At 68.1% G+C, this 26,788-nt stretch carries 30 protein-coding genes and 5 pseudogenes; 16 read left to right on the plus strand and 19 right to left on the minus strand.

Going from position 1 to position 26,788, the window contains the following annotated elements:
* Positions 1-75 precede the first annotated feature (75 nt).
* A complete protein-coding gene (locus tag OHS70_RS05230) occupies positions 76-900 on the minus strand; it encodes a hypothetical protein (RefSeq protein WP_328394143.1) in 825 nt (274 codons plus the stop codon).
* Between OHS70_RS05230 and OHS70_RS05235 the strand changes: the two genes are divergently transcribed.
* The 4 genes and pseudogenes from OHS70_RS05235 to OHS70_RS05250 form a co-directional block, all read left to right on the plus strand.
* Positions 899-1,309, plus strand: coding sequence for a hypothetical protein (locus tag OHS70_RS05235; RefSeq protein ID WP_328394145.1), 411 nt, complete (start codon positions 899-901; stop codon positions 1,307-1,309). The genes OHS70_RS05230 and OHS70_RS05235 overlap by 2 nt on opposite strands.
* A complete protein-coding gene (locus tag OHS70_RS05240; RefSeq protein WP_328394147.1) occupies positions 1,306-2,337 on the plus strand; it encodes a Wadjet anti-phage system protein JetD domain-containing protein in 1,032 nt (343 codons plus the stop codon). Before OHS70_RS05235 ends, OHS70_RS05240 begins: the two co-directional genes overlap by 4 nt.
* 501 nt (positions 2,338-2,838) lie before the next feature.
* Positions 2,839-3,054 (plus strand): DUF6243 family protein, encoded by a 216-nt coding sequence (locus OHS70_RS05245; RefSeq protein WP_328394149.1) that lies wholly within the window; start codon positions 2,839-2,841, stop codon positions 3,052-3,054.
* 109 nt (positions 3,055-3,163) lie between these two features.
* Positions 3,164-3,364, plus strand: a pseudogene (locus OHS70_RS05250) (DNA-binding protein); the annotation flags it as partial.
* 62 nt (positions 3,365-3,426) lie between these two features.
* On the opposite strand, the gene OHS70_RS05255 reads toward OHS70_RS05250, so the two are convergent.
* Positions 3,427-3,909 (minus strand): hypothetical protein, encoded by a 483-nt coding sequence (locus OHS70_RS05255; protein ID WP_328394151.1) that lies wholly within the window; start codon positions 3,907-3,909, stop codon positions 3,427-3,429.
* 539 nt (positions 3,910-4,448) lie between these two features.
* Between OHS70_RS05255 and OHS70_RS05260 the strand changes: the two genes are divergently transcribed.
* Both OHS70_RS05260 and OHS70_RS05265 read left to right on the plus strand, forming a co-directional pair.
* Positions 4,449-5,369 carry an aminoglycoside phosphotransferase family protein gene (locus tag OHS70_RS05260; protein WP_328394153.1) on the plus strand — a complete coding sequence of 307 codons (921 nt, stop codon included), beginning with the start codon at positions 4,449-4,451 and terminating at the stop codon, positions 5,367-5,369.
* Between the two features lie 167 nt (positions 5,370-5,536).
* Positions 5,537-5,947, plus strand: coding sequence for a RidA family protein (locus OHS70_RS05265; RefSeq protein ID WP_328394155.1), 411 nt, complete (start codon positions 5,537-5,539; stop codon positions 5,945-5,947).
* Between the two features lie 63 nt (positions 5,948-6,010).
* Here OHS70_RS05265 and istB read toward each other — a convergent pair.
* Positions 6,011-6,613, minus strand: a pseudogene (gene istB / locus OHS70_RS05270) (IS21-like element helper ATPase IstB); the annotation flags it as partial.
* 334 nt (positions 6,614-6,947) lie between these two features.
* Here istB and OHS70_RS05275 point away from each other — a divergent pair.
* Positions 6,948-7,433, plus strand: coding sequence for a DUF5994 family protein (locus tag OHS70_RS05275; protein ID WP_328405425.1), 486 nt, complete (start codon positions 6,948-6,950; stop codon positions 7,431-7,433).
* 88 nt (positions 7,434-7,521) lie between these two features.
* On the opposite strand, the gene OHS70_RS05280 is transcribed toward OHS70_RS05275, so the two are convergent.
* The 14 genes from OHS70_RS05280 to OHS70_RS05345 form a co-directional block, all read right to left on the minus strand.
* On the minus strand, positions 7,522-8,292 hold the full coding sequence (locus OHS70_RS05280) for an ATP-binding protein (protein ID WP_328394157.1): 771 nt from the start codon (positions 8,290-8,292) through the stop codon (positions 7,522-7,524).
* Complete coding sequence (locus OHS70_RS05285; RefSeq protein ID WP_328394159.1) at positions 8,193-8,789, minus strand: GNAT family N-acetyltransferase; 597 nt, start codon at positions 8,787-8,789, stop codon at positions 8,193-8,195. Before OHS70_RS05285 ends, OHS70_RS05280 begins: the two co-directional genes overlap by 100 nt.
* A 141-nt stretch (positions 8,790-8,930) precedes the next feature.
* Positions 8,931-9,104 (minus strand): hypothetical protein, encoded by a 174-nt coding sequence (locus OHS70_RS05290; protein ID WP_328394161.1) that lies wholly within the window; start codon positions 9,102-9,104, stop codon positions 8,931-8,933.
* Between the two features lie 26 nt (positions 9,105-9,130).
* The gene (locus tag OHS70_RS05295) at positions 9,131-9,556 is read right to left on the minus strand and encodes a hypothetical protein (RefSeq protein WP_328394163.1); all 426 of its coding nucleotides are present in this window, start codon (positions 9,554-9,556) and stop codon (positions 9,131-9,133) included.
* Positions 9,556-11,022 (minus strand): phytoene desaturase family protein, encoded by a 1,467-nt coding sequence (locus OHS70_RS05300; protein WP_328394165.1) that lies wholly within the window; start codon positions 11,020-11,022, stop codon positions 9,556-9,558. Before OHS70_RS05300 ends, OHS70_RS05295 begins: the two co-directional genes overlap by 1 nt.
* On the minus strand, positions 11,019-12,737 hold the full coding sequence (locus tag OHS70_RS05305; RefSeq protein ID WP_328394167.1) for an ABC transporter ATP-binding protein: 1,719 nt from the start codon (positions 12,735-12,737) through the stop codon (positions 11,019-11,021). Before OHS70_RS05305 ends, OHS70_RS05300 begins: the two co-directional genes overlap by 4 nt.
* Positions 12,734-12,913 (minus strand): hypothetical protein, encoded by a 180-nt coding sequence (locus OHS70_RS05310; RefSeq protein ID WP_328394169.1) that lies wholly within the window; start codon positions 12,911-12,913, stop codon positions 12,734-12,736. Before OHS70_RS05310 ends, OHS70_RS05305 begins: the two co-directional genes overlap by 4 nt.
* 23 nt (positions 12,914-12,936) lie before the next feature.
* Positions 12,937-13,674 carry a class I SAM-dependent methyltransferase gene (locus tag OHS70_RS05315; protein WP_328394171.1) on the minus strand — a complete coding sequence of 246 codons (738 nt, stop codon included), beginning with the start codon at positions 13,672-13,674 and terminating at the stop codon, positions 12,937-12,939.
* Entirely contained in the window at positions 13,671-14,216 is a 546-nt protein-coding gene (locus OHS70_RS05320; RefSeq protein ID WP_328394173.1) for a hypothetical protein, read from the minus strand. Before OHS70_RS05320 ends, OHS70_RS05315 begins: the two co-directional genes overlap by 4 nt.
* Positions 14,213-15,229, minus strand: coding sequence for an alpha/beta hydrolase (locus OHS70_RS05325; protein ID WP_328394175.1), 1,017 nt, complete (start codon positions 15,227-15,229; stop codon positions 14,213-14,215). The genes OHS70_RS05320 and OHS70_RS05325 overlap by 4 nt, the downstream gene beginning before the upstream one ends.
* Positions 15,226-16,062 carry a hypothetical protein gene (locus OHS70_RS05330; protein ID WP_328394177.1) on the minus strand — a complete coding sequence of 279 codons (837 nt, stop codon included), beginning with the start codon at positions 16,060-16,062 and terminating at the stop codon, positions 15,226-15,228. The genes OHS70_RS05325 and OHS70_RS05330 overlap by 4 nt, the downstream gene beginning before the upstream one ends.
* 131 nt (positions 16,063-16,193) lie before the next feature.
* Positions 16,194-16,373, minus strand: a complete 180-nt coding sequence (locus tag OHS70_RS05335) for a hypothetical protein (protein ID WP_073756738.1) — start codon at positions 16,371-16,373, stop codon at positions 16,194-16,196.
* A 104-nt stretch (positions 16,374-16,477) separates the two neighbouring features.
* Positions 16,478-16,678: a hypothetical protein gene (locus OHS70_RS05340; RefSeq protein ID WP_328394181.1), complete on the minus strand. Its 201-nt coding sequence runs from the start codon at positions 16,676-16,678 to the stop codon at positions 16,478-16,480.
* A 325-nt stretch (positions 16,679-17,003) separates the two neighbouring features.
* The gene (locus OHS70_RS05345; RefSeq protein WP_328394183.1) at positions 17,004-17,183 is read right to left on the minus strand and encodes a hypothetical protein; all 180 of its coding nucleotides are present in this window, start codon (positions 17,181-17,183) and stop codon (positions 17,004-17,006) included.
* A gap of 338 nt (positions 17,184-17,521) precedes the next feature.
* Here OHS70_RS05345 and OHS70_RS05350 point away from each other — a divergent pair, with 338 nt between their 5' ends.
* The 4 genes and pseudogenes from OHS70_RS05350 to OHS70_RS05365 form a co-directional block, all read left to right on the plus strand.
* Positions 17,522-18,454 (plus strand): ABC transporter ATP-binding protein, encoded by a 933-nt coding sequence (locus tag OHS70_RS05350; RefSeq protein ID WP_328394185.1) that lies wholly within the window; start codon positions 17,522-17,524, stop codon positions 18,452-18,454.
* 11 nt (positions 18,455-18,465) lie between these two features.
* Positions 18,466-19,215 (plus strand): ABC transporter permease, encoded by a 750-nt coding sequence (locus OHS70_RS05355; protein WP_328394187.1) that lies wholly within the window; start codon positions 18,466-18,468, stop codon positions 19,213-19,215.
* 98 nt (positions 19,216-19,313) lie between these two features.
* A complete protein-coding gene (locus OHS70_RS05360; protein ID WP_328394189.1) occupies positions 19,314-20,240 on the plus strand; it encodes a hypothetical protein in 927 nt (308 codons plus the stop codon).
* Between the two features lie 59 nt (positions 20,241-20,299).
* A pseudogene (locus tag OHS70_RS05365) lies at positions 20,300-20,719 on the plus strand (hypothetical protein); the annotation flags it as partial.
* A gap of 271 nt (positions 20,720-20,990) precedes the next feature.
* Here OHS70_RS05365 and OHS70_RS05370 read toward each other — a convergent pair.
* Entirely contained in the window at positions 20,991-21,518 is a 528-nt protein-coding gene (locus OHS70_RS05370; RefSeq protein WP_328394191.1) for a GNAT family N-acetyltransferase, read from the minus strand.
* Positions 21,519-21,608: 90 nt separating this feature from the next.
* Here OHS70_RS05370 and OHS70_RS05375 point away from each other — a divergent pair.
* Both OHS70_RS05375 and ltrA read left to right on the plus strand, forming a co-directional pair.
* Positions 21,609-21,911: pseudogene (locus OHS70_RS05375) on the plus strand (helix-turn-helix domain-containing protein); the annotation flags it as partial.
* Positions 21,912-22,576: 665 nt separating this feature from the next.
* Positions 22,577-23,977, plus strand: coding sequence for a group II intron reverse transcriptase/maturase (gene ltrA, locus OHS70_RS05380; RefSeq protein WP_328392745.1), 1,401 nt, complete (start codon positions 22,577-22,579; stop codon positions 23,975-23,977).
* Positions 23,978-24,107: 130 nt separating this feature from the next.
* On the opposite strand, the pseudogene OHS70_RS05385 reads toward ltrA, so the two are convergent.
* Positions 24,108-24,907, minus strand: a pseudogene (locus OHS70_RS05385) (IS5 family transposase); the annotation flags it as partial.
* 245 nt (positions 24,908-25,152) lie between these two features.
* Between OHS70_RS05385 and OHS70_RS05390 the strand changes: the two are divergent.
* From OHS70_RS05390 to OHS70_RS05400, 3 genes are all read left to right on the plus strand, one after another.
* A complete protein-coding gene (locus OHS70_RS05390) occupies positions 25,153-25,620 on the plus strand; it encodes a hypothetical protein (RefSeq protein ID WP_328394193.1) in 468 nt (155 codons plus the stop codon).
* Between the two features lie 57 nt (positions 25,621-25,677).
* Positions 25,678-26,154 carry a P27 family phage terminase small subunit gene (locus tag OHS70_RS05395; RefSeq protein WP_328394195.1) on the plus strand — a complete coding sequence of 159 codons (477 nt, stop codon included), beginning with the start codon at positions 25,678-25,680 and terminating at the stop codon, positions 26,152-26,154.
* A 287-nt stretch (positions 26,155-26,441) separates the two neighbouring features.
* Positions 26,442-26,768: a GYD domain-containing protein gene (locus OHS70_RS05400; protein WP_328405427.1), complete on the plus strand. Its 327-nt coding sequence runs from the start codon at positions 26,442-26,444 to the stop codon at positions 26,766-26,768.
* The last annotated feature ends 20 nt before the right edge of the window (positions 26,769-26,788 follow it).

The following is a 26,788-nucleotide window of genomic DNA, read 5'->3' on the forward strand; positions in this document are numbered from 1 at the left end:
GGATCTTCGACGAGTTCGACGACCTGGCTCTCCGACCGGGGCTCAGCCCACCGCGGTCGCCCCCTTGCCCCCTCGTCAGTCGTTCCTGTCGTCGTGCGGCAGCACACCTTCCGCTCTCGGGATGGGAACGTAGCCGCCGTCGGCTCGAATTTTCGCGACGAGCTTCCCGAGTTCGGCCAGGGTGTCCTCGCCGAGCAGCGAAGGGTTCGCCTCGAGCATCAACGCGACGTATTCCCCGATGCGCTGAGGCGTGAGATCGTCCGTCGCCCCCAGCTCCACCGGACCGTCCTCCCCCTCGTCCACGACCCGGGCGTTGCGCACCAGCCGTAGCTGCCCATCGCTGTATATCCTGGCCATCACAGCCGCAGCGAACCGCTTCCGCGCCTCCGCGCCGCTCATCGTCGTCCGCTGATCGCCTGAAACGGTGACAACTTCCTGCAGGTCCTCGGCGGCCTCAGCCCGGCGGTCACTCGTGCGACTTCGTGCCACGCTGCTCCACTTCGCTTTCACGGATGGGAGCGCCTGGTCGTTCCACTTCGCCTTCACTGCCGGAAGCGCTTGTTCGTACCACCACTTCCTGACGTGCGGCGCGGCCTTCTCCGCCAATCTGAGGCCGATCTGGACGAGCACCTCGGCGAGGAACTCCGCGTTCTCTCGACGCTCCTGCGCTCGGGCCTCCGACTCGTGCCGGTCAGAGTCGAGCCAGCCCTGCGAGTACGCCGCCACCGGATCCGGCTCGTTCTCCTTCTTCAAGAAGATCTCGGCTTGACCCACCTGATTGGTGTCGGGGTCACGTGTCATGCCGCGATGAGCGCCCGCGGTCTTCCTCGACCGCGCGAAACGCGCGCCCTTCCGGACTCTGACAATGGCCTCGTACTCGTCGTACTCGCTGCTGTCCATGCCCCACCTTCGACCTGCGGGATGCCCTGCGTCCGCCGCCCGCGCCCCGGGAGCGACGCCCCCGACACTGTACGTCCGGCCGCCGACCGTCCGGCGGATCGCCAGATGTGGCCGGGCCAACGCCGGCTACCTCGTCGACATCCAGATGCAGATGGCCGCCGCACTGGGCATCCAGCTGATCTACACCACCGGACTGAGCGACGAGGACGTCACCTCACGCTTCCCCATGCGCATCCAGCTCCGGAACGACGCCGAGGCCCGGAGCGGCCTCTCCCTCATCCGGCTCGAAGAACAGGTGCGCAACGCCCTCATCCCCTCCCCTCGCATCACCCCCGACCAGGACGCCCCCGAACCTGCCGGCGTTCTCACCACCGCCCGGCTATACAGGAAGCAGGGCGACACTCAATGACCACACCCACAGAGCAGCCCCAGATTCTCCTCTCCCCAGCAGCAGCACACCTCAGCGCCGCGCTCCAGGCCCGCACCGACCGCGTCACGGTCAGCCGGGCCACCCTCATCGAGGCATTCAACGACGCTCTGCCGGGCGCCGCCAACGGCGAAAACGCACGCAGCACCCTCGCCACGCTGCTGTACGAAATCGCCGAACACGGCATCATTGACCTCCCCACATCCCGCACCAAATGGGACGCCGGCCGCCCAGCCCTTCCCGAACAGGTCCGGATCCCCACCGCCCCACCAGCGAAATCCTCCACCCCACGGCAGCAGGTGTCATGGCGACCAGAGCTCAACTGGGCCTACGGCAGCAGGCTGACCGCCTCCCAGACCCAGGACCTCCTCGCCTGCAACCGCTGGTTCCGAGACACCCACAGCCACCCAGCCCGACGCGCTCCCCTCCCCCTGCGCGAGCGCTCCTATGAGATCTTCCGCCACGAAAAGCGCCTCGACACGCTGATCACCGGAGCCCTATTCGCCCCCGGCAGACTGAGCCTCGAACAGCTCGCCACCTACCGCGAACCGCCCCCGCTGGCCCACCACAGGCTCGGCAACGGCGACACCATGCTCGTAGTGGAAAACAGCGACACCTACGCCACCCTCCGCGAGCTACTCAAGCCCGCTCCCGGCCGCATCGGATACATCGCCTTCGGCTCCGGAAGAGCCTTCGAAGCATCCGTAGAAAATATCGCCGAGCTTCCCGGCATCCACCGCATCGTCTACTACGGCGACCTGGACGCCGAAGGCATCGCCATCCCGGCAAGAGCCTCCATCAACGGCGCACAACACGGACTGCCACCCATTGAACCGGCGGCTGCCCTGTATCGCCTGCTGTTCGCCCACGAGCCCACCGCCGGTGACATCATCGCTGGCGAACGGGCCCACAGCCTGACGGCTTGGCTCCCCAAGGAACTCCGGCAGGAAGCGCACGCCCTGCTGACCAAGGGGCAACGGCCTCGCACAGGAGGCAACCAACCGCAATGAACTCAGCCTCGAGCCAGATTGGCGATGGTAAGCCTCCTCCCCTTGAGGAGGCTCCTGGGTAGGGCACGTCTCCACTAGTGCGGGATCAAGAGGATGGGCGGCCGGAAGAGCCCTAAAAGGTTCTCCCGTAACGGCGGGGCGCAAGTGAGATGCTCTCTCAATGCCGTCAGTGTGCTCGCGACCACTGGCAACGCCCGCCGCGGCCCGGTAACGCCCATCTGGACCTGCCCCAAACGAGCGGCGACCACCGGCAGGTGCGGGCGTTGCCGAGATTCCCGGAAGGAGCCGACCCCCGGGCGCTCGCCGAAGGCCCGGCCGACGCCGGGGCGGCGAAGAGCTTGGCACGCGGGGCCGATGGAACCGGGTAACGTAATTGTCATGTTCTTCCAGACGCCGATTTACGAGTGAGAGCGTGACGGGCCCCGCTGACGTCCTTCGACGTCGCCGCCCGTCCCCACCGATGAATCCGCAGATCACTTCACATCACCACCGGGAGAACCCGTGACCGACAGCAAGAACATCAACAACCCCGTGGGCCAGGGCGGCGGCCAGCGCAAGAAGCTGTCCCGCGCCGAGCGGCAGAACAACGGTCCGCACCGCAACCTTGACCGACACGGTGCCGCCGACCAGAAGGCGGAGCTGGTGCGCAAGATGCGCGAGAAGGTACGCGCTGCTGAGGACGCCGGACAGGCAAGCGACGACACCGCACAGAGCTGACGCACCGCCGCAGCAGGGCGGCACCGCACGGGGCAGGGCCCGGACCGCGACGCGCGGTCCGGGCCCTGCTGCCGTACCGGGCACGGCCGGTCCCACTCAGCACTCGGCCGACCGCGAGGTCCACGAGTGGCTCACCGCCGCCCGCGACGCCGACCTTCCGGTGGTCACCTCCGCCGCGGTGCTCGTCGAGGTGATCCACCCCAGGAACAATGACTCCGCGCTGAAGTGGACGCTGTCCCGGCTGCGCGTCGAACCGGTCCCCCAGGCACTGGCCCAGTCCGCCGCCACCCTGCTGCGCGCGGCCGGACTGCTTGCCGGCGGACAGCGCTCCATGGGCCTGGACCTCGACCCCGGACGAGACGAGGTAGGAGCTCAGCTTCTTCTGGAGAGCGCGGCGCGACGCCTGTAGTACCACCAGCTGTCGCGCCGGGGCAGCGGGCCGGGCACCAGAGCAGCCAGCACTTCGTCTGCCTTGACGAGGGCCGGGCCGACCTGGGCGGCATCCCGCCCTAAGGACCGGGCCAGCTCGGTCAGCCGGGCGTCGACTCGTCGCGGGTAGCTGTCCATGACATTGCTGTAGCTGAGCGGCACCGGGCTTGTCGAAAGGGAGTCGAGTGCCACGGCGAGGTGGCGGTCGTACCGGGCCAGGAGCTGGTTCTCGTACGCGTATTCCTGGACCAGGGCGAGGATGTACCGGAGCCTGCCGGGAATCTCGATGCCCGTGACCCCGCCGCGCGCCAGCAGCGCCTGGACGTGACCGTGGAGCGCAGCCTGCGCCATGGTGGATTCCGGGTTCCGTAGCCGCAGCGCTTCGACGATTCCGGGGAGCCCCGGGACAAGGCCGTCACCGTCCACGTAGCCGAGGGTGCCAAGGGCAATCGAACGCCAGCGTGTCCTCAGTCCTTCTGCGTCTTCTGGCGGAAGGCGCAGTGCGAGCAGATGCAGGGTTCGCCACAGATCGCTCAGCCGCGTGGGAGGCCGGAGCGCAGGTTCTTCGAGATGGCCCTGAACCAGCTCCGGCTGGACCAGGGCATGCCAGGTCGAGGCGCCCGGCTCGGTGAGGTCGCTGAACTTGGCTACGTTGATCTCTAGGAACAGCGTTTCTTGATGGGTTCCGGAGTCAGTAGGTGATCATCCGGTTCGAGAATGTCGAGCAGAAATGACGGCGGTGCCCCTGGGGCGGCGAGAAAAGGGGAAGGCGTGTCGACGGCCACGTAATTCCCCAGCCACATGATCGCGATCTTGGCTATGGGGATGGCGGTGGTGCGTCGCCGTGAGCCTGGGGACGATGACGCGTTTGAACCGTCGCGGGGATAGGACCAGCTTGCCTTCGGTGCCACATGCGGGAGAAATGTGGTTGAGCCTCGGGTGACCAAGTGGCAGGCTCGCCCGTCGTGACCGAGATCGTCAAGCTGCACGACGACGAGGTGGACATCGACGCATCCCTGGTGGCGCGTCTGATCTCCGCACAGTTCCCTCAGTGGGCGGACCGGCCGATCCGAGCCGTCGCATCATCGGGCACGGACAATGTGACGTTCCGGCTCGGCACCGATCTGGCCGCGCGCCTGCCGCGCACCCCGTGGGCGACAGGCCAGGTGGAACAGGACGCAACCTGGTTGCCGCTCCTGGCCCCTCAGTTGCCACTGGCCGTTCCCGAGCCGGTGGCAATCGGGACTCCCGGCGAGGGCTACCCGTTCAGCTGGGGGGTGTACCGGTGGCTGGGCGGCGAGGCGTTCCAGCTTAATCTTCTAAGTGATTCCGCTCAAGCGGCGGCGGATCTTGCCGGATTCATCGGCAGCCTGCAGATGGTTGACGCGACCGGGGCGCCGGCGCCGGCGGACGATCCGTTCAGCCGCGGCACTCCGCTGGCGCCACGCGATGCCCTTTTCCGGGAGGCGCTGGACGAGCTCCGGGACGAATACGACACCGGGCTGGTGCTCGCGGCGTGGGAAGCGTCATTGGCGGCCGCACCACCCTGGGGCGGCGCTCCGGTGTGGATCCACGGCGACCTGCTGCCGGGGAACCTGCTCGTGGCCGAGGGCAGGCTGTCCGCGGTCATTGACTTCGCCACGTTGCGGGCCGCCGACCCGGCCGGCGACCTGCTGGCCGCGTGGTACGTGTTCACCGGCGAGTCACGGCGGGTGTTCCGCGACGAGCTGGGTGTCGATGATGACACCTGGGCTCGCGGACGAGGCTGGGCCCTTTCTCTGCAGCTGATCTCGATCCCGTACTACCGGAAGCGGAACCCTGACGCGGTGCGCGAACCTTCGCAAGTGATCGCCGATACCCTCGCCGACTTCGCCGCCGAAGGCTAGGACACCGACACGGCGAACCACTACTGGAGTACGTCGTGCGGCGTCGCCGACAGACTGGGGACGAAGCCGCGCGGCTGGGGAATACGTGACCGTCGACAAGGCGGGAGCCACCTGGCCGTTGGCAGGATGTCCGCGCTCAACATCCGATGGGAAAGGACCCGATGACCGTGGCTCGTGCCATCACTTTGATCCGCTCCGCCGTTCTGTCCGACGTCGCCGAGTACGCCTACGCGGCCACGGCGCCTGCCGATTCACGCCTGATCTTCCTCGCTGGGGCGTGTCCGCTGAACGATGACGGCTCCACGGCGGCGATCGGGGATTACGCAGGCCAGGCAGCGAAAGCCATCGAGAACATGCAGGCTGCTCTCTCTGCCTCAGGTGCGTCATTGCAGGACGTCATCAGTACCCGGGTTCTCGTCGCATCGGCCCGGCGGGAGGACCTGGTGGCCGCCTGGCAGGTAGTCCGGGACTCGTTCGCTGACCATGACGTCCCCAGCACCTTGATGGGCGTCACCGTGCTCGGTTACAAGGACCAACTCGTCGAGATCGAGGCCGTCGCCGCCGTGCTCGATTCTTGAGACCTCTTCAAAGGACACCGCAAACGCGGGGCGGCCAGCAGCCGAGGGAGGTAGCGGCCGAGGTCAGCCGGCCTTGGCGGGCTCCTCGGCTCGTGCGCGGGTGCTGGCGACGCGGTAGGAGTCGGTGCCGGTCTCGATGATGGTGCCGTTGAAGGTGAGCCGGTCGACGATGGCCGCACAGAGGCGGGGGTCGGTGAAGGTCTTGGTCCAGCCGCCGAAGGTCTTGGTCCAGCCGCCGAAGGACTCGTTGGAGGCGATGGCGACGCTGTTCTTCTCCTCGCGTTCGGTCAGGACCTGGAAGAGGAGTTCGGCGCCGTGGCGATCAAGTTCCATGTAGCCGAGCTCGTCGATGCAGAGAAGATCGACGCGACCGTAGCGGGCGATGGTCTTGTTGAGTTGCTTCTCGTCGGCGGCCTCGACCAGTTCGTTCACCAGTTTCGTGGCGAGCGTGTAGCGGACGCGATAGCCCTTCATCGCGGCCTCGGTGCCCAGGGCGATGAGCATGTGAGACTTGCCTGTTCCGGAGTCGCCGATCAGGCAGAGCGGCTGGCTCTTCTTGATCCATTCACAGCTGGCCAGGGTGTGGATGGTGGCTGCGTCGATGTTGGGGTTGGCGTCGAAGTCGAAGGCCCGCAGGGACTTCTCCCGCGGGAAGCCGGCGATGCTGGGCAGCGGGGAGTGCGAGGATGCCCCACCCTGCTGCATCTGGGTCCTTCCCGAGATGGAACTCCGATGTGTAGGACGCCCATGGGCCGCGGGAGGTTCACGGTCCGCCGAACGATCACGCATGGCACGTGGAGGTCGTCCCGCAGCTTCGCCCCGGTGACGCCGAGGAGGCGGTTGGCTTCTCCGCTGTGGGGTGCCGGGATGTGGGTGTGACCAGCCACTTTCCGGGTACGGACCGCTGGTGCGGCCTCCGCGTGCCGGCACGCGGAGTACCGTGAAACGACGAGGTCGACCATTGCGGCGGACCTGCGCCTCGGAGATGGGCGAACACACCATGGCGGACTCCGACACCCCTCGTGCCCCCAGGCTTCTGCCGGACGCGATCCATGAGGCCGTGAGGCCCGGGACGGCGCTGCTGAGGCTGGAGACGACACATGCCCGTGAGGGAATCCTCGACGGCGCATGGTGGCCCCGCTCCCGCGACATCGGCGCCGAGCTTCCCACCCTGATCGCCGCGCTGACCAAGCATCTCGGCCCCGTCACGCGCGTCGGTCTGGACGCCAGTGCCTGGGAGGCACTCCCGATACGCCTGGTCGTCGACGACCGGGTCGTGCACATCGACTCCTTCCCGGTCGGTGACGACACCGTGCTCATCACCCGAGGCGATCAGGACCACTTCTCGCTGCTGGTCGTCCCGCCGCACACGACGCCGGACGTGGCACGCGCCGCGATGGCGAGAGCCGTACGGGCCGACAACATCACCCAGGCCCAACAGATCCTCATCGAAACCAGCACCGACACGGCACGTCCCCCGGCCTGACACCCCGTTACCGCCCACGCGCGCCCCGGCCTGGCCGATGCCCCGAGGCTGGATGAAAACGGCCCCTGGAACTGGATGAGCTCGGTCCCTAGATGCGGGCGAACCTGCCGCTCTGGTCGGCGAACTCCTTGGCCATGTCGCTGCTGACCGTGGGTTGCGTGCCGCGGATCGTGTCCAGGTAGTCGTCCGTGGTGGGCCGGGTCCGGCTTCCGGTGTCGAAGGTGCGCTCGAACTGGGCCTGGGAGACGGTACGCGCGACATGGGCGATGTCTGCGGGGGTGAACCCCTCGCTGGCGGACGCGAGCGTCGCACTGTCGGCCTCCGCGCCCGCCCGTGCCAGGTAGCTCTCCCACAGCGCCGTGCGGGCGCTCTGATCGGGAGGGCCGATGGGCAGCACGTAGTCGAAGCGACCGTGCCGCAGGAAGGCCGGGTCCCGCGTGGTCACATTGTTGGTGGCGCAGACGAGCAAGCGGCCGTCCCGGCTCCGGAACCGGACGATCGCCTTGAGCAGCTCGTTGACCACACCGATCGCGGTCGCATCGGCGCCGCTGCGTTCGCCGGCGACCTCCTCGACCTCGTCGATGAAGACCAGAACGTGTTCGAGCTGTGCGATCTCGTCGAAGCGTCGGCTCAGTCCGGTCGCCAGCCCGTACTCGGCGGCGAGACGTGCGGGGAACAGTTCGAGGAACGGCCATCCCAGGCGGCTGGCGATCGCGTGGGCGAAGGTGCTCTTGCCCGTGCCGGGCGGACCGAACAGCATCACCGCGCGCGGCAGCTCCACTCCATGCTGGGCGGCCAGTTCGGGATGGGCCAGCGGCAGCACCAGGCGGCGCTCGATGAGCTGTTTCTCCCGTTCCATACCCGCGACTTTCTGCCACAGCCCCCGGGTGGCAGCTCCGCTCCGAGCGAGGACAGCCTGCTGACGGACTGGGGAGTGACCGGTCCACGCTTCTCGAAGAAGACCAGGCCCGAGCGGGCGCCGAAATCGCAGTTGCGCAGTGTGGCGGCACCGGTCTCGCCCTCGGGCAGGACCGCGTGCACCGCACGGACGCCACCGGCGAAGAGGCGGTCCTCAAGGGCCGTGATCAGGGCACTGCCGAGCCCCATGCGCCGCCAGGCGGGCGCCATGCAGATGCGCAGGATCCACGCCCTGTCGCCTTCCACTCTGCTCACTGCGGCCCCGACCACCACTTCGTCCGCCATGGCCACCACGGCCGGATGAGGGACTTGGAGGGCCGCCACGGCGTCCGAGAGCTGGAACAGGGGAGGTTCTCCGGTCGTGCCGCTCTCCGTGTCGACGCGGACCACCGCCTCGAGATCCTCCGGGGAGTAGTCCCTGATCAGCCAGCCCGTCATGATCAACTCCGAATGCTCGGCCGTACTCCCATCATCAGCCGCCGCCGGCGGTGCGACGACCGGGCAGAGGCAGCCTCCCCATACGACAGCGTCGGTCCTCAAGGCCACGATCAGGCCCTGAGAACCGACGCTTCGCGGTGGCTAGCTGCTGACGCGCTCCTCGGTCAGGATCTGCTGCCGCAGCTCCACCAGCGCCCGCAGAGCATGGCTGTACATCTGGATGCTCTTCTCGCTGTGCGTGTTCACGGCGGTCTTGACCTCGTTGAAGGTCTTGGCGATGACCTCGTCCAGGTCGTTCTTGTCGATGCCGTTCATAGTGCTTCTCCTTCCGGTGGGCGTGGTCAGTCCCGGTTGACGGGCCACGAGGTGATGTTCTGCCAGGGACCGCAGTCCTTGGTGTCTTCGGTGCCCTTGCACACCGTGAGCTGGCCGGTGGTGGTGAGCTGGTAGGCCTGCCGCGCCGTGACGTCGACGGTGCCAGGGCCGCACACCTCGGCCTGTTTCCGGAGCGGACCAGGGACGAAGTCGTTGTAGAACCGGGTCCACACCGCGTAGCAGCCTGTACCGGTGTTGGACAGCTTTCCGCTGATCACCAGGTAGCGGGGCTGCTCGATCCACCGCTCTCCGGCAGCGGTGGCGCTCTGGTGTCCGGCCGACCACGCGACGGTCCGCGACGGCTGGGTGCCGTCCGCGGCGGTGGCCGGGGTGCCGAGGGTGAGCAGGGCACCGACGGCGGCCGCTGCGGAGACCGGGACGCGAGCATGCATCAGATCAACTCCTTCTTCTGTGGGGACAGGTCGGGCGGTGTCCGGATGCCGTGGTGGCGACGGAGCGCGGACAGGGCGGCGAGATGGCCGCACATGCCGTGCACCGAAGGCCCGGGAGGGGTGGACGCCGAGCACAGGTACACCCCGGGCAGCGGCGTGGTGTACGGGTCCCGGCGTGCCGTCGGGCGCGCCAGTGACTGGCGCAGGGTCATCGCTCCCGCGGCGATGTCCCCACCCACGTAGTTGGGGTTGTACTCCGCGTACTGGGCGGCCGAGAGGCCACGGGAGGTGATGACCGTGTCGGTGAAGCCCGGTGCGTACTCCTCGATGCGCCGGCGGATCAGGTCGACCGGGTCGCGGGTGTCGCCGTTGGGGACGTGGGCGTAGGCCCATACCGGCCGTCTGCCCCCCGCGACCCGGGACGGATCGGTGACGGCCGGGTCGACGACCAGGACGAACGGGTCGGGGACCGCGCTGCCTGCGGCGGTGGCGGTTTCCTGGCGGAAGATGTCGGCCCGGGTGCCGCCGAGGTGGACCGTGCCGGCCTGACGCACGAGCGGGTTGGCCCACGGGATGGGGCCGGAGACGAGGAAGTCGGCCTTCGCCGCGCCGGGGCCGTAGCGGAAGCGGCGCAGGGCGCGACGGTAGCCGGAGGGCAGCCGGTCACCGGCGATGGCCAGGAGTTCCCTGGGGCTGACGTCCAGCAGGACCAGCGGGAAGTCGCCGAGTTCGGACAGGTCCCTGACGCGGTGTCCGGTGTGGAAGACGCCGCCGTGCGCGGTGATGTCGGCCGCCATGGCGTCGGCGATGCGGGCGCTGCCGCCCTGGGGGAGAGGCCAGCCGGTGCTGTGCGCGGTGTGCGCCAGGAGCATCGCGACCGCCGCCGATGCCACCGACGGAAGCTTGCCGACGGAGTGCGCGGCCACTCCCGCCAGCAGCGCCCGCGCCGGCTCGGCGGTGAAGGGGCTGCGCGTGGTGGCGTGGGCCAGCACGCGGGGGGCGAGCAGCAGGGGCGTCAGAAGGTCCGACGGCAGGGTGCGCTGGCTGGACAGGACCAGGTCGACCACGGCCTGGGACCGGGTGGCCAGGGGGCCCATGAGCCGTGTCCAGCGCGGGCCGTCGGCGCCCAAGTGGTCGGCGGTGCGGGTGATGCTGCGCCATGCGGCCGCGGCCTGCCCGCCGGGCAGGGGGTGGGCGTACGGCATGTCGGGCTGCAGCAGCCGCACCCCGCGCGCGGGCAGGTCGAACCGGCGGAAGAACGCGGAGGCCGCGGCCATCGGGTGCACGGCCGAGCAGATGTCGTGCACCACGTCCTGGTCGAAGAGCGGCTCGGTGCGCAGGCCGCCGCCGATGGTGTCGGCAGCCTCGAACAGGGACACGCTCAGTCCGGCCCGGGCAAGGGTCACCGCGGCGGCGAGCCCGTTGGGCCCGGTGCCGACGATCGCGGCGTCCGTCGTGAGGCTCATGAGGCGGCCCCGGAGGGGGTGAGCTGCCGGCCGGCGAGCCGCCGGTAGGTGCTGTCGCCGTCCATCAGCTCGGCGTGCGTGCCGATGGCGCGCAGGCGCCCGTCCTCGACGACGAGGATGCGGTCGGCGCCGATGGTGGTGGAGAGGCGGTGTGCGATCGTGAGGACCTGGCAGCGGGCACCGATGGTGGTGAGGGCGTCGCGCAGGGCCGTCTCGGAGTCGGAGTCGAGATTCGAGGTGGCCTCGTCGAGGAGCAGCACATCGGGCCGGGTCAGCAGGGCGCGGGCGATGGCGAGGCGCTGCCGCTGCCCGCCGGACAGGCCGGTGCCGCCTTCTCCGAGCTCGGTGTCCAGCCCGTCCGGCAGGGCGTCGATGACCTTGGTCAGGTGAGCCGCCTCCACCGCCTCCGCAATCTCCTCGGCAGTGGCGTCCGGTCGGGCGTACGTGAGGTTCTCCCGCACTGTGCCGCGCATCAGCGGGGAGTCCTGCTCGACGAGACCGATCCGGGCGCGCAGTTCGCTGAGCGGCATGCTCGCGGTGTCGGTTCCGGCCAGGCGGATCGTGCCCCGGTCGGGAGTGAAGAAGCGCTCGACGAGCTGGAACAGGGTGGTCTTGCCGGCGCCGGACGGGCCGACGATCGCGGTCACTCCCGTGGCGGGCAGGGAGAACGACACGTTGTTCACGGCGGGGCCCGCGCTGTCGCCGTAGCCGAAGGTGACCGCCTCGAACTCGACCGCCGGTGCCCCCGCGACCGTGCCGGAGCCGGTCGCGTCGCCGGTCTCCTCCTGCTCGATGGCGGCCAGGTCCTGCACCCTGTCGATGGCGGCCCGGCCCTGCTGGAACTCCCCGAGCGACATGAACAGCATCACCAGCGGCGACACCAGATAGAAGAGGTACATGATGAACGCCGTCAGGTCCTCCACCGGCAGGGCCCCGGTGGCGGTGCGCGCCATGCCCCACGCGATCACTACGGCCAGGGACACCTGCGTACCGACGTTCATGGCGGGCATCAGCATCGCCGACAGCCGGGTGACACGGAGCCCGCTGCCGCGGGCGGCGTCGGCGAGAGTGTGGAGGCGCTCCTCCTCGCGCTGCTCGGCCCGGGACGCCTTCACGGTGGTCAGCGCTCCCAGCACCCGCAGGAGTCCGGAGCCGTAGGCGCTGGTGTCCTCCCGGTTCGCCACCGCCGCCTTGCGGACCGCGCGGGCCAGCCCCAGGGCGATCGCCGAGGCGGCGCCGAGGCAGCCGGCCGTGGCCAGCAGCATCTGCCAGTCGATCCACGCCATGACGGCGATGCAGCCGACGGCCGTGAACCCAGAAGTGATCATCTGGGCCACGGACGAGGACAGGGCGATCCTCGCGATCGAGGTGTCGGCGACGGTACGGGTGAACACGTCGCCGTGCTCCAGCTTGCCGAACGCCCGTATCTGCGCGTGCAGGAGACGGCCGGTGAGCGTGGTGCGCATGTCGAGGACGATGTTCTCCCCGGCGCGGCCGATCAGATAGAAGTGGGTCGCGGCCAGCAGCGCGTCGGCGGCGAACAGGGCGGCGATGAACACGATCGGCCACAGCACCGGCCGGTCCGTGGCGACGGCCTCGATCAGATCGCCGATGAGAAGCGGTTGCACGAGGGTGGCGGCGGTGCCCAACAGACCGAGGAGGGTGCCGGCGCCGAGCAGCAGCCGGTGGCGGCGGACGATCACGGATATGTTCACTGGCTGCCCTTACCGAAGACGACCGCGACGACCGCGACGACGGCCGCGGCGAAAACGAAGCTCTTGATCCACGCGTCCCGAGTGACCACGCCGTTGTCGCGGAACATCACCAGCGTGCTCGGTACGGCGAAGGCGACGGCGATGGCGAACCACGTCAGACGGCTTGCTGTCAGCATTGCCGGACCCCTCCCTTCCCTGCCTACTTGGTGGCGCGCGCGATGTACCAGTCGTACGGCTGCGGGCTCTCGGCCGCGTACACGTGCTCGACGGTGAAGCCGGCCCGGTTCAGGCAGGCTTCGACCTCCTCGCGCTCGATGAGAAGGACGCGTTCGCTGAACTCCACCGGCGGTCTGCCGTCCTCGTCGATGCGGGTGCCCATGGTGAGGACATCGCCGTCGTCGAGGGTGATGGTGAAGGTGGTGGTGCCGCCGTGGTGCGGGGTGGGCAGCGTCACCGTGTGCTGCGCCACGAGCGGCCGGTAGGTGCCGGTGGCGTAGTACTCCAGCGACAGGGTCGCGCCCGGTGCCAGCACGTCGCGTATGTGGGAGAGGGCGGCCGTCAGCTGTTCGCGGTCGGCCACGCACGCCAGCGAGCCCATGGTGGAGTACGCCGCGTCGAACGGGCCGGTGACCGGCAGCGGTTCCCGGAAGTCGGCCCGCACCAGCGATACGTTCCCGGGGACGGCCTTGGTGCGGAACTCGTCCAGCATCGGCCGGGAGTTGTCCAGGCCGACCACCTCGGCGGCGATGGCGGCGACGGGGAGGGCGACACGGCCGGTCCCGACGCCGATCTCCAGGACGCGGGCACCGGTGACGTGCGGGCGGAGCCGGTCGACGGCCGCCTCGGCGGGCATGGCGGGAGCGATCAGCGAGTCGTACACGGACGCGACCGCGGTCCCGTACTGCACGTCGTGCGTCTCCTGCGCGTCCTGAGTCACGGGTTCACCTCTTCGTAGTCGAAGACCATGTCGTACTTGGGGTCTTCGCTGTGGTCGTAGCCGGAGTAGCGCACCAGCAGCACCTGGAACAGCGGGAAGCCCGGCTCCGGAGTGAGGCGCTGACGGACGAATTCGTTGACGAGGCGGTACGCGGACTCCTTGGCCTCTTTGTGCAGCGGGGTCATCGCACCCGGGTTGTTCAGCAGGGTGGAGGCCACGTCGAAGATGGCCTTCTCGGCACGGCGGCCGGGGAACCAGAAGGCGTGGATCAGCTTGCGGGGCGCGATGGCGTACACCTCCCGCCACTCGGTGTGCTCCGTCCGGTCCGCGTTGGCGAGCCGGTAGAGGAAGTGCTGGTCCTCCACAGCCGGGTTGGGCGCGAAGAACCGCCAGTTGGGGATGAGGATCCCCGTGCCCGTCTTGTCGCCGCTGCGGACCTTGTCGTAGCTGCGGTCAGGGTGCTGGCCCAGCACCGAGGCCACGAACCAGCCGGCGAGGATCGCCGGTACCGCCCGTTCCATCACCGCGGACGTTCTGCTCACGCCGCATCCCCCTGCTCCTGCCGGTCTTCGCCGGCGTACTGCGCCGCGGCCGCCGCCACCGCGTCCTCGATCGCTCTGGTGGTGAGCGGGGCGTGCTCGACCCCGCCCGTGATGGACAGATGGCTGGAGCCGGGAATGGTCACGATCCGGCCCCCGCTGCCCGACGCGATGTACTCCTCGTACAGGTCCTGGTGTTCGGGGGTGTCCCGCATGGTCGAATCGGCCGCCACCACCGAGACGGGGATCCGCAGCCGGTCGAGGGGCCGCCCGCCGTCGAGCATGAAGGCGTACGAGTAGTCCCACTCGCGCCGCCCGGCGCGCCATGTGGAGGGGGCGGAGCCTTCCAGACGCAGTGCCCGCAGGTGGGGGCTGTTCTCCGCGAAGGAGAACAGGCCCTTCTTGTCGATGAGCAGCCCGGCACCGAACACCGACGACCACGGGCCGAGCTTCATCGTCAGGTTCACGCCGCGGGAGCCTTCGCGCTGCCTGCGGGAGTGCAGCAGCTCACGCGGGTGGGTGGGGTCGACCAGGACCAGTCCGTGGACCCGGTCGGGGGCGGCGGCGGCCGCGCGGTGGGCGAGGTAGCCGCCGAGGGAGTGCCCGGTCAGCACGCAGGGGCCGTCGGCGGCGACGGCGACGGCGATGACTTCGGTCAGGTCGTTCACGGACTCGCCGAGCGCGTAGTCCTCCGGGCAGCGCCGCAGCGACGACCGGTATCCGGCCCGGTCGTACAGCACCAGCGAGATCGCCGGGTCGAGGTGGTCGGCGACCAGCAGCCACGCCGCTGACGAGTTCATCAGGCCGGCGTCGCACACCAGTGTCGGACCGCCCGCCTCACCACGCCGTACGTGGTAAGTGATGAGGTTGCCGCTGTCGCAGCGCAGGCGGCGCCGCTCGAAACCCGCGTGGCGGGACTGGGAGGCGAGTGTGGCGTAGCCCTGGTGGGCAAGGCCGGCGGCCAGGCATGCGGCCAGACCGGCTGTGGTCAGCTTCGGGAACGTCAGCCTGCTCATGCCGCCTCCCCCGTCCCCTTGGCGAGTGCCCTGACGGACGGATAGGTGGACGCGAACGCCCATGCGAAGCGGGACAGGCCCATGAAGCGGGCGTTGGCCACGTGGAAGGCACCCATGACGAGCAGCCCGGCGTCGATGTACTTGCCCTTCTTGAGAAGCAGCAGCGGGAATCCGCACTCCAGGGCGAGAACGGTGTGGCAGACCGCGCGGGAGACGGCCGGGTACTTCTCGAGCTGGTTGTAGAACCACTCGTCTCCGTACGTCTGGGTACGCATGATCTTCGCGAGGGCGTCGCCGGACCGCCAGGCGTCACCGGGGAGTTTGGCCCACCCGGACGCCCCGTAGGACAGGACGGTCTGGGCGCCGATGAACTGCACGGCGGCGGTGCGGGTGGCGTCGGTGCCGCCGGCCCGGCCGAGTGCGGCGGCTGTCTGCACCAGGAACGACACCTGGTCGGATCCGTCGGTGCCGAACAAGTGCCGTGGATAGATGAGGAGCTGACTGCCCGCCAGATAGGCGTTGGCCGCCATCCGCACCGTGTTGCTCTTCACCGGTGAGATGAGTACCGCCGCTGCCAGGGCACGGGAGCCGTGGAGGGCCTGCGTGACCGGTTCGCGGGCGATGAAGTCCTTGACGGCCTGCATCGTCTTCGTCTTGGCGGGGACCTGGGCCCTGGTGTGGGCCCAGTCGTTCAGGCCGCCCGGTTCCCGGTCCGTCCTGCGCACGATGTACTCGAGGCTGGACAGCAGGTGTGTGGCGGCGGACAGCCGCTCGGCGGTGGTGAGCGGCTTCGCGCACGCCGACTCAGCGGCTCTGCGGAGACGTGACAGCATGATCTGTTCCTGGTCGCATGTCAGTTGAGGTGGCGTGGGGCGTGAGGTGGCGCGGGGCGGCGAGGTCGCACGTGCGGTGAAAGGGAGAGGCGGGAAACCCCGAATTGCCGGAGGCTTCCCGCCAACGCCCGCTACTTCTGGGCGGCCTTGACCGCGGCGCCGACGCCGGCGGCGGCGGTGATGACGGCGGACACCTTGCCGCCGGCCACAACGCCTGCCACGAACGCGGCGGGGGTCGCCATCACGGGAGCGACCGAGCCGTCGGCCGCCTGGCCGGCGCCTGCGTTGACCTTCTCAACGAGCACGGACATGGTGCATCCTCCAATAATCTGATACATGGGAAGTGCTCCGGTTCTGGCAGACACTTGCGCTGTCTGCCAGAACCGGAGTCCCCGGAACCGGGGGCTCACCGGGCTCAGCCGGTGGCCACCTTGTACGCCGCGTAGGCAGCGCCGGTAACCGCACCGGCACCGACCACGGCACCAGCGGCCTTGGCGATCACGGGGGTCGCGAAGATGGCCGGAGTGGCCATGACGGGAGCCGTGCCGCGAGCGGGCGCGCCCGCCTCGAGCGCCCCCTTGAGGGACACGTTGGCGTTCACCTTCTGCGTCAGCATGTGTTTTCCTCCTCTCCGTTGTTCGTCGGGGCAGGGAACGTCCCGCCACCGCACGCAATGTCCGGCGGCGGGAAGTCTGATGGAAAGAGAAATGCCACTTCGATCGTCGAGACAGCCGATATTCTCGACCGAATCACGGCAGGCACAGATATTTGAATGCCGGACGATGATCTCCGTGAAACAGAAAACTCTGGACGCACGTCAGGCAGAGCTTCCGATAAATGGCTGATTTACTTCGGCTTTACCGTGGGCGTACGCGGGTGGCAAAGAATCGGCGTGCGTACGCCGGCGGGATCGCGGCGGCCGTCACGGCCGCCGCGAGGTCCTACTTGACCTTGGCGGTCATGTACCCGACGGCCGCGGCGCCGACGACCACGGCGGCCTTGCCGGTGGCCGGCGTGAAGATGGCCGGAGTGGCCATGATGGGCGCGATGCGCGCCTCGGGACCGCGCTCGGCAACGAAATCCTCGAGCGAGGCGTCCTGATTCACCTTGTCCAGAAGCATGAACTTCCCCCTTGACTGAGTCGCGTGGACTGCGCGAACGGCCCGGGACCGCCACACCTTGAGGGCGGGCGACGAAGCATCGGGGCATCCGCGGCACCGGGCGCAGGATGGTCAGTCCCTGCCGCCGGTGAACGTGTCGTCAGTATATGAACGGCTCGATCCACTTGATCAAGTAATTGCCCGCGTGATCGGCGTCACATCATCATTATTTTCGCGGAATTTGAGGTTCCGTTTGTATCGGGCCACTTTCACGGAATCTACAATTCCGTGGCTCGCCTCTCGCTGGATGCGCGTGAAAGGATTGATCCATCCCTGCCCATTCATTTAAGGAAGGACGCATGACCCAAGAGGAAAGCAGTCATATCCACGCCGAGGATGTATGGCGCCGGTACGGGCGGGGAAAGAACGCGTTCGACGCCGTACGCGGAGTCAGCTTCACCGTCCGGCCCGGGCAGCTGTTCGCCCTCCTCGGCACCAACGGCGCCGGCAAGACCTCCACGGTCGAACTCATCGAGGGCCTCGCCGCCCCGCACCGCGGCCGCATCCGTCTGTTCGGCGGACTCGATCCGGTCGCCGACCGGGGCCGCATCCGGCCCCGTACCGGCGCGATGCTGCAGGAGGGCGGCTTCATATCCCATCTGACCGTGGCGGAAAGCGTGGAGATGTGGACCCAACTCACCTCCCGGTCCCGCCCGGTCGCCGAGGCCATCGAACTCGCCGGGCTGCCCCACCGCGCCGACGTGATGGTGCAGAACCTCTCCGGCGGCGAGAAGCGCCGACTCGATCTGGCCGTCGCCACGCTGTCGCGTCCCGACGTGCTGTTCCTCGACGAACCGACGGCCGGTATGGACGCCGAGGGCCGCCACGCCACCTGGCGGCTCGTCCGGAGCCTGCAGGCGCAGGGCACGACGATCCTGCTGACCACGCATTACCTGGAAGAGGCCGAGTCCCTCGCCGACGAGTTGGCGATCATGCACCGCGGACGGATCGCCGCCTCCGGCACCGTCTCGGAGATCGTCGCCGGTCACTCGTCGACGCTGTCGTTCGGTCTGCCGGACACATGGGCCGTTCACGATCTGCCCGTCAGCGGCAGGGCGGAGCGGCGGGGCGGACGAGTGACCATCACGACCGGGCAGTTGCAACAGGACGCCACCCGGCTCCTCGCCTGGGCCGAGGGCCACGATGTGACGCTGGACCGGTTCACCGCGCGGCCGGCCTCCCTCGAAGAGGCTTTCATCAGCATCGCGAGCCAGGAAGGGGCGGCGGAGTGAACGGTCTGGCCATGCGGCACATGAAGGCCCTGTTCCGTATCGAGTGGAAGCTGTTCCATCGGATCAAGGCGAACTACATCTTCGTGTTGTTCGTCCCGTTGATGCTCCTGGTGTCGATGCGGTTCGTGCAGGATCAGATGGAGCTCGACAAGCACGGCCTGAACCCGGGCCCGCTGATGGTGTCGACCTCCGCCGGGATTCTGATGATCTTCTCCCTCTACTCGTCCGTCACCGGGCTGTTCGTGGCGCGCAGGGAGGAGCTGGTGCTCAAGCGGCTGCGTACGGGAGAGGTGTCCGACCCGGTGATCCTCGCGGGCGGTGCGTCCATGTACATCACGATCGCCGTGGTGCAGATCGTGGCGATCGCGGCCGTGCTGTCGGTGATGTTCGGTGTGGTGCCGCGGCAGCCACTGGCGGCGATTGCCGGGTTGTTCACCGGAGTTGTGCTGATGACGGCAATGGCGGCCGCGACGGCGGCGCTGTGCCGGACCGTCGAGTCCGTGCTGGTCGCCACGCTCCCGGCCGTCTTCATCCTGCCGATGATCTCCGGGATCTACATCCCCCGCGAGGTGCTGCCCGAGACGCTCGGCGACGCGCTGCTGTTCGCGCCGCTGTCCCCGACGGTCGACCTGATGCGCTCGGGGTGGACCGGTGAGCTGACAGCGGGCGGTGCGCTGGTCCGGTGCGCGCTGGCGATCGTGTGGACGGCTCTGTTCGCCTGGATCGCGGCCCGCAGATTCCGCTGGGAGCCCCGCACCTGACGCCGCGGCACCACGGCGATCCGTGCCCCCGGGCCCGTCGTCCCCGGTACCGCTCGGGCGGCGGGGTGCGCTGCGCTCACCGCGCGCACACTGGACCTATGGACGGGGTGACCGTCGGCGGGACGGCGGAGCGCGAGGACCTGCTGGCCGGGGCCGTGGTCAAGGCGGTCCAGCGGTCCGGCGCGTACGCCGGGAGCGTCTTTCTCCGCTCCCGCGACCGCAGCTCGATCGTGCTCGCCGCGACCTGCGGGACGCCACCGTCCCTGCTGGGCGGCTGGCACCTCATTCCGGTGAGCAGCCCTATCCCGGTCGCCGCGTCCTACAGTTCCGGGCGCACCATCCACCTGGCCGACGCCGAGGAGACGATGCGCCGGTATCCCCAGCTCGCGGTGGCTCTGCCGTATGCCTTCGGCTCCTGCTCGGTGCCCGTGGGCGCGGGCAGGGAGACCTTCGGGGCGCTGGCGATCGTGTGGGCCGCTCCTCCTGGCGGCGAGGGGTTGTCGAAGGCGCGGCGCCGCCAGGTGAGGGCCGTCGCCAACCGGCTCGGTGCCGCCCTCGCCGCCCTGCGCGCCCGTACCGGTGATCCCGTCGAGTGCGACCCGCAGACCATCCCGGTCGAGGCCCCGGCTCCGTCCGCACCGGCCGTGCGGGTCGGCCTGTTCGACTGGGATCTTGCCACCGGCGCCCTCACCCCGGACGGCGAACTCTGCGCGATCTTCGGTCTCGACTCCCCTGCCTTGGACGGAAGGGCCGACACGCTCGCTGCCTGCCTGCACCCCGGTGACCTCGCCGCATTCCGTGCCGTCGCTCGCGCGGCAGCCGCCGAGGGCCGGATCGGCGCGCGGCGCCTGCGGGTACGCGACAGCGGAGGCGGTGGCCACGGTGACGTGGGGTACCGGACCGTCGAGCTGTGGGGCCGGACACCCGAGGCCGACGACGCGCGGGCGCGCACCCACCTGGTCGGCGCGGTCATCGATGCGCAGGCCGGCAGTGCGGCCGTCGCCGCAGTCGAGCGGCTGCGATAGCCGGCGCGGGCTTCGCGCTTATCGACGCCAGACGTTCACCTTCTCCGTCACGAGCAGCGGAGCGCTGTCTGGCCCCTGAGCAGAGCAAGGAGCTGCTCGCCTCAGCCCGTAAGCGGGTCGAGGAGGCCCAGACCGAGGCGCACCGCCTCATCGAGGAGGCAGACTGCCGGGCCACCGAGATGGTCGCCGCGGCCGAGCAGACCGCGCAGCAGGTACGTGACTCCGTCAACGGCCTCTACGAGCAGGCCGAGCAGGAGATCGCCGGGCTGCGCTCGGCGGCCGAGCGCACCAAGACCGAGGCGCTGGAGGAGGCGGACCGGGTCCGCGCGGACGCGTACGCCGAGCGGGAGCGGGCGGCCGAGGCCGCGACTCGGCTGCGGGCCAGGGCCCAGAAGGAGACCGAGGCCGCAAACGCGCTCGCTTCCACCGAGCTGAACGCCTTGCGCGCCCGCGCTGAGGCAATGACCGACGAGGAGCGTGCGCCGCTTAGCAAGCTGTTCTCGCGGGGCCGAGGACCGTCGCCGCGTAAACAGCCCTGAACTGACCCTGCCGTACGTGCTGAGGGCCCCTGGAATCTGCCCTTCCCCGGTTTCACCGGTGGAAGCGTCCACGTAGGCGAGAGCTGCGCGATGAAGCAGGTCCGTTGCTCCCCGGGATTCTGTTCACGGCGCTGAACCACGGGTGGCAGGGCGGCGAGGCCGCGGCATCCTGGGGCTGCGCTCCTAAGGGTTGTCCCGTAACTGCTGGTCGTCACTGGGGAGCGACGCGCAGGTCCCGGATGTACCAGTCGAACCGTGTGCCGTCCTTGCTGTGCGGCCGCTTGCCGGGGGTGAATCCTGCCCGCCGCGCGACGGCGGCGGATGCGGGATTCTCCGGCTCCACCTGGATCACCGCCTCCTCCCCGCCCTCACTGGCCGCGTACTGGGACGCCAGGATGACCGCGCGGGTAGCCAGGCCACGCCCCCTCCAGGACGGATAGAGGCCGTAGGCGACATTCACCTGGCCGGGAGTCAAGCCCTCCCCTGCGAACCGCAAGTCGATCGTGCCTGCGAGCGCCTCGTCGGCGCCTACCCGGATACCGAAAGCGCGGAGTGGCCCGGCAGTGTCCCACTGTTCCCAGCAGTGCTGGAAGTACCCTTCAACGCCCTCGCGCGTGCTAGGGCCGCCGTTCAGCCAGCGAACCAGCAGCTCATCCTCCCCTGTGAGATGCGCCTCCACATCGTCCAGGAGCAGCGGAGACAGAGTGATGATCCCGTCGGACAGCTTCACTTCATGCATCCGCCGATTCTTGACGCCGAAGCTGCGTCGCACCATCGGATTCCGCGGGACGTCGCCCAGAACTACTCCACCGCAGGGGATGATCTTGATGTGACTGGTGTGATCACGGCGTCGGAGCCGTCTTGGATAGCCCCGTTCACCGGGCGGAGTCCGCGCTGCTTCGGCAAGCTGCTGACCGCACTGCGGCGCGAAGGCGCGGATGCGGTCCGCAGGGGACGACCGTGGAGCCTTCCACTGGAGGACCGGGCACTGCTGGTCGCGGCTTACTGGCGGACGAACTTGACGATGCGCCAGCTCGCCCCGCTGTTCGGGGTCTCGAAGTCGGCGGCGGACCGCATCATCGACCATCTCGGGCCGATGCTTGCGCTCCAGCCCCGAAAGCGGTTCGCAAAGGGGAAGACGTAGGCCCGCTTGTCGTATCTCGTGGGTGCGCCACGAGGCGCCATGGAGTCGAGTGAGGTGAGAGACCTTCACCGCCGGGTTGTCGCAGCAACCTGGTTGAAGCAGAGGGCAGTTCGCCTCGGGGGATGCCGAGGTGGGCGGTAAGCAGCCCCGACAACGTCGGGACGGGCTGGCACTGCCAGACAGCCCGGGTCCGGCTAGCGAGACGGGAAGGTGCACGCGAGGAATCAGTGTCTGACGCCCCGTAATTACGACACCGGCTCGAACCTGGCGGATCTGGGCCGGACGCAGTGCACGACCACCGCTGGCCGGTGATCGACTCCGAAGCCGACTCCACGTATCGGCGGGGAGGCCACGCCGAAAGCCTGCGGCGTAAGCGTGGCGATGCTGCCGGGGTAGAGCTGGGCACCTCACCCGTCGATCGATTCCGTGGTGAACGTGGGAACTGCCCGCGGTCGCCCCAAGCCGGACCTCCAGTCCGGTGGAGGGCAGGCCCATCGCCGGCTGATGGTCGTCGGGCAGGACGGAGGCTCCGTAGTACTCGGAGGCCGGGAGAGCCGGCCACATGGGGAAGGGGGCCAGCAAGTCGGCAGTAAGGACACTGGAATGCCAGGAGGTTGTCGCCGGTGAATACCGACGAGCTGGAGTGGGCCTTGATGAAGGCCGAGCGCCGGGTACTGGAGATCCAGACCAAGCTGCACCGTTGGGCTGCTGATGATTCTCATCGCAGGTTCGACGATCTGTTCAACCTCGTGGCCGATCCTGCCTTCCTGTTGGTGGCGTGGGATCGTGTCCGGGGAAACAAGGGTGCCCGCACGGCCGGAGTGGACGGGAAGACCGCACGCTCCATCGAGGCCGGGCAGGGGGTCGAGATGTTTCTCGGCAGGCTGCGGACTCGGATCAGAGACCGCAGCTTCCGACCGGTTCCCGTCCGTGAGCGGATGATTCCCAAGGCGAACGGCAAGCTTCGTCGTCTTGGGATTCCGACCGTGGCGGACCGGGTGGTCCAGGCGTCCTTGAAACTGGTGCTGGAGCCGGTGTTCGAAGCGGAGTTCCTCCCGTGTTCCTATGGGTTCCGCCCGAACCGCCGGGCTCATGACGCGATCGCCGAGACTCGCTATCTCGCCAGCCACGGATATGAATGGGCGGTGGAGGGCGACATCACGGCGTGCTTCGACGAGATCTCGCACCCGGCCCTCATGGAACGGGTGAGGAATCGGATCGGGGACAAGCGGGTGTTGTCCCTGGTGAAGGCGTTCTTGAAGTCCGGGATCCTGTCCCGGGACGGAGCCTTCACGGACACACGCACTGGGACCCCGCAGGGCGGGATCCTGTCGCCGCTGCTGGCCAACATCGCGCTCTCGGTCCTGGACGAGCACATCGCCCAGGCCCCCGGAGGAGCAGACAGCGCCTCCGAGGATCGGCGCAGGAGACGGCGCCGGGGGTTGCCCAACTACCGGCTGGTCCGGTATGCGGATGACTTCCTCGTGCTTGTCTTCGGGCGCCGTGAGCACGCCGAGGAATTACGCGACGAGGTCGCGGAGGCGTTGAAGCCGATGGGCCTTCGCCTGTCGGTGGAGAAGACAAAGATCACGCACATCGACGAGGGCCTTGATTTTCTCGGATGGCGCATCCAGCGTCACCGGAAGCGGGGCACTGACCGGCAGTACATCTACACCTATCCGGCACGGAAATCAGTGCGTTCCGCAACGGCCAAGGTGAAGGAACTGACCGGACGGCAGAACGTCGGCTTGTCGTTGGAGTCCTTGCTCCACCGGCTGAACCCGGTGTTGCGGGGATGGTGCGCGTACTTCCGTCCCGGAGTGTCGAACGTCGCTTTCTGCTACCTCAGCCACTACACGTGGATGAGGGTGACACGGTGGATCCGGCGCAAGCATCCCGGGATCACTTGGAAGCAGCTCCGCCGACGTTATTACGGCGATGGCTGGTGGCCTGTCACGGAGGAAGCGGAACTGTTCAACCCGGCAAAGGTAAGCACGACCAGATACCGATACCGGGGGACACTCATCCCGACCCCGTGGCCCATTACGGCATGAAGAACTGAACACGCCGAAACTGGATTTGCGGAGAGCCCGGTGCCCGGAGACGGGCACGCCGGGTTCGGGAGGCGGCTCGGGGAAACCCACCGATGGAGACACCGGCAGGGCGCCCCGAGTCGACCTCACCCACGGCCCGGAAGTTCTTGAGCCGGTTGATCGTCCGCTCGACTTCGTTGCGGCGCTTGTAGAGCGTGGTGTCGAAGCCAGTGGGCCGGCCCCCTTTGCTGCCGCGGCGTTGGCGGTTGGCCCGCTGGTCCTTCGGCTCGGGGATCGTGTGCTTGATGTGCCGTCGTCGCAGGTAGCGGCGGTTGCGGCGGGAGGAGTACGCCTTGTCGCCACCGAGGTGGTCCGGCCGGGTGCGTGGATGCCCACCGTTGGGACGGGCGACGCGGATGCGTTCGAGAACCGGGATCAGTTGCGGGGCGTCGCCCCACTGGCACGGTGTGATCAGCAAGGCCAGTGGGCGGCGTCCGCCTTCACCCGCCAGGTGGATCTTGCAGGTCAGCCCGCCCCGTGATCGTCCGAGTCCCTCGTCGGGCCGGTGCTGCCGGGGCGTTGATCTTTTTTCGGGATGCGCGGCGCTTTCCTGCGGGCCCCGGCGGCGTGCTGGTGAGCACGGCAGGAGGTCGAATCCACGCTCACCATGCTCCAGTCGATCCGGCCGTCCGCGTCTGCGTCGGTCTGCACGGCCTGGAGGATCCTGTCCCAGGTGCCGTCCGCCGACCAGCGTCTGTGCCGCTCGTAGACGGTCTTCCAACTGCCGAACCGCGGCGGCAGATCCCGCCACGGAACACCCGTCCGCAGGCGGAAGAGAACCCCGTTGATCACCTTACGGTGGCTCGCCCAACGCCCACCCCGCTGCCCCGTCGCGGGCAGATGCGGCTTCAGACGAGTCCACTCCGTATTCGTCAGATCGCCTCGTCCCATGTCCATGGAAACGTCCACGAGGACGACACCACTCAATGAGTGATCCGCCGGACAGAACCTAGATGTGGGAGCAACACCGCCAACTTCACAGCGAGTTGATCACGAGTCTCATCCGGAATGCGCATACCACACCAACGAGCCTCAGGACGGGAAGCAACACGTTGATTCCCTGCAATCCCTAAGGCGACTCCATCACATCGAGATCAACAGGTTGGTGATTGAGTAAACCGGGAACTCTCCGATCCATGACAAACGTAGCGTCCATGTCCTGGCCGCCAACATCCGATCAGATCGCGCTGGTCGCATTACTGATCTCAATCGTGGCCTGCTGGTATTCCATGCGAAGTGCTCGCGCCGCGTGGACAGTAGCCCATATTGAGAAGGATAGGCGCAATGACGAAAATCAAGCAACGCTCGACGCTTACTTCACCTACCACAACATGCTCCAATATGTCGTGGCGGAAAATATGGGTCCGGCCCCGGCGTCAAAAGTCAAAGTCGAATGGAAATCAAAATATGGAGGAACGGTGCCAAGTCGCCCGTACGGAGGGACAGCGTGTGAATTTTCGTACATCCTTCCCGGTCGCACCTCGGCGATTAGTGTTGACCTCTCACGAAAAGAAGCCAAGAAAAAGGCGACTGTAATCGAAATTACTTTGACTTGGGAAGATGGCACTGGCGAGCATAGTCGCGCATTGGATTACCGGAGATGAGCGGCAAAAAGACTAGCTCGGCCTCAATTAAATGAGACCTAGGAGTGTCGTACTACGTTGCGAGGGCAGAAACCAAAGCCTCATATCCAAGCGGTCCGCGAGGGCGCTTACCGCCCCGACCGCAACAGCGAGGGCGCACGCTTCACACCGCTGGACCCGATCGAACCGGACTGGTCCGAGCTGTTGCCCGGCGACTCCTCCGAGGACTTGCGGGGCAAGGCGCGGGACGTGTGGGCGCGGACTATTCCCGCCCTGGTGGTGTCGGCCGGCTTGACGGACCCGCAGCGGGAAACAGCCATCGAGTATTGCGTGACAGTCGCTCGACTCTGGCAAGCGGAACGGGAGCTGTCCCGTACGGGCCTGGTGGTCGAAACGGAACGCGGGAACGTCAAGAGTCCATGGGTGACGATCGCCCACCAGTACCGGAGTCACTTTCGGTCGCTGGTCGATGAGTTGGGTCTGAGCCCCGCGTCGTCAACCCGTATCACCCCGCCGGAATTCAGCGGCGGCGAAGATGACGGAGTGTTCGACTGACGATCTGCCCGTCCCGTCAGGGCTGATGCGTTCTCAGGTTGTGAGATGAAGTAGCTCACGCGCGTGGGCAGGGTGTGACCGGCAGTGGTCACGCGGACCGAACCGTACGCGGACGTATCAGCCACCGTGTACGAAGCAGGGCCAGAGCGCCCGGGTAAGTCACTCACCCGTTGGCTGTGGCCGTGCCGGTCCACATTGTCCCCAGCCGTTCGGGGGACACGCGGGCCGCATCCGGCGCGTTTCCCGCCCCGCCGGGGCATCCCTTGGTGGAACGCAAGGGAGACATGATGCCGCTCTATCTATCGAGGTTCAGCTACACACCGGAGACTTGGGCGAGGCTGATCGTCCACCCCGAGGACCGCGCAAAGGCCGCTCAGGCGTACATCGAGTCCGTCGGCGGGAAGCTCCACGGCTTCTGGTACGCCTTCGGCACGCACGACGGCTACAACCTGTGGGAGGCCCCCGACAACGTGTCCATGGCCACGGTTGCGCTGGCGATTAGTGGAGGCGGCGCGCTTAGTTCGTTCGAGACGACAGTTCTCCTGACCGTCGATGAAACCATGGATGCCCTGCGCAAAGCCGAACGAATCCAGTACCGGGCGCCGGGCGCGTAGCGGTCCAGGCCGATGCATTC

It is taken from the genome of Streptomyces sp. NBC_00390 (assembly GCF_036057275.1).
In the GTDB taxonomy this organism is placed as follows: domain Bacteria; phylum Actinomycetota; class Actinomycetes; order Streptomycetales; family Streptomycetaceae; genus Streptomyces.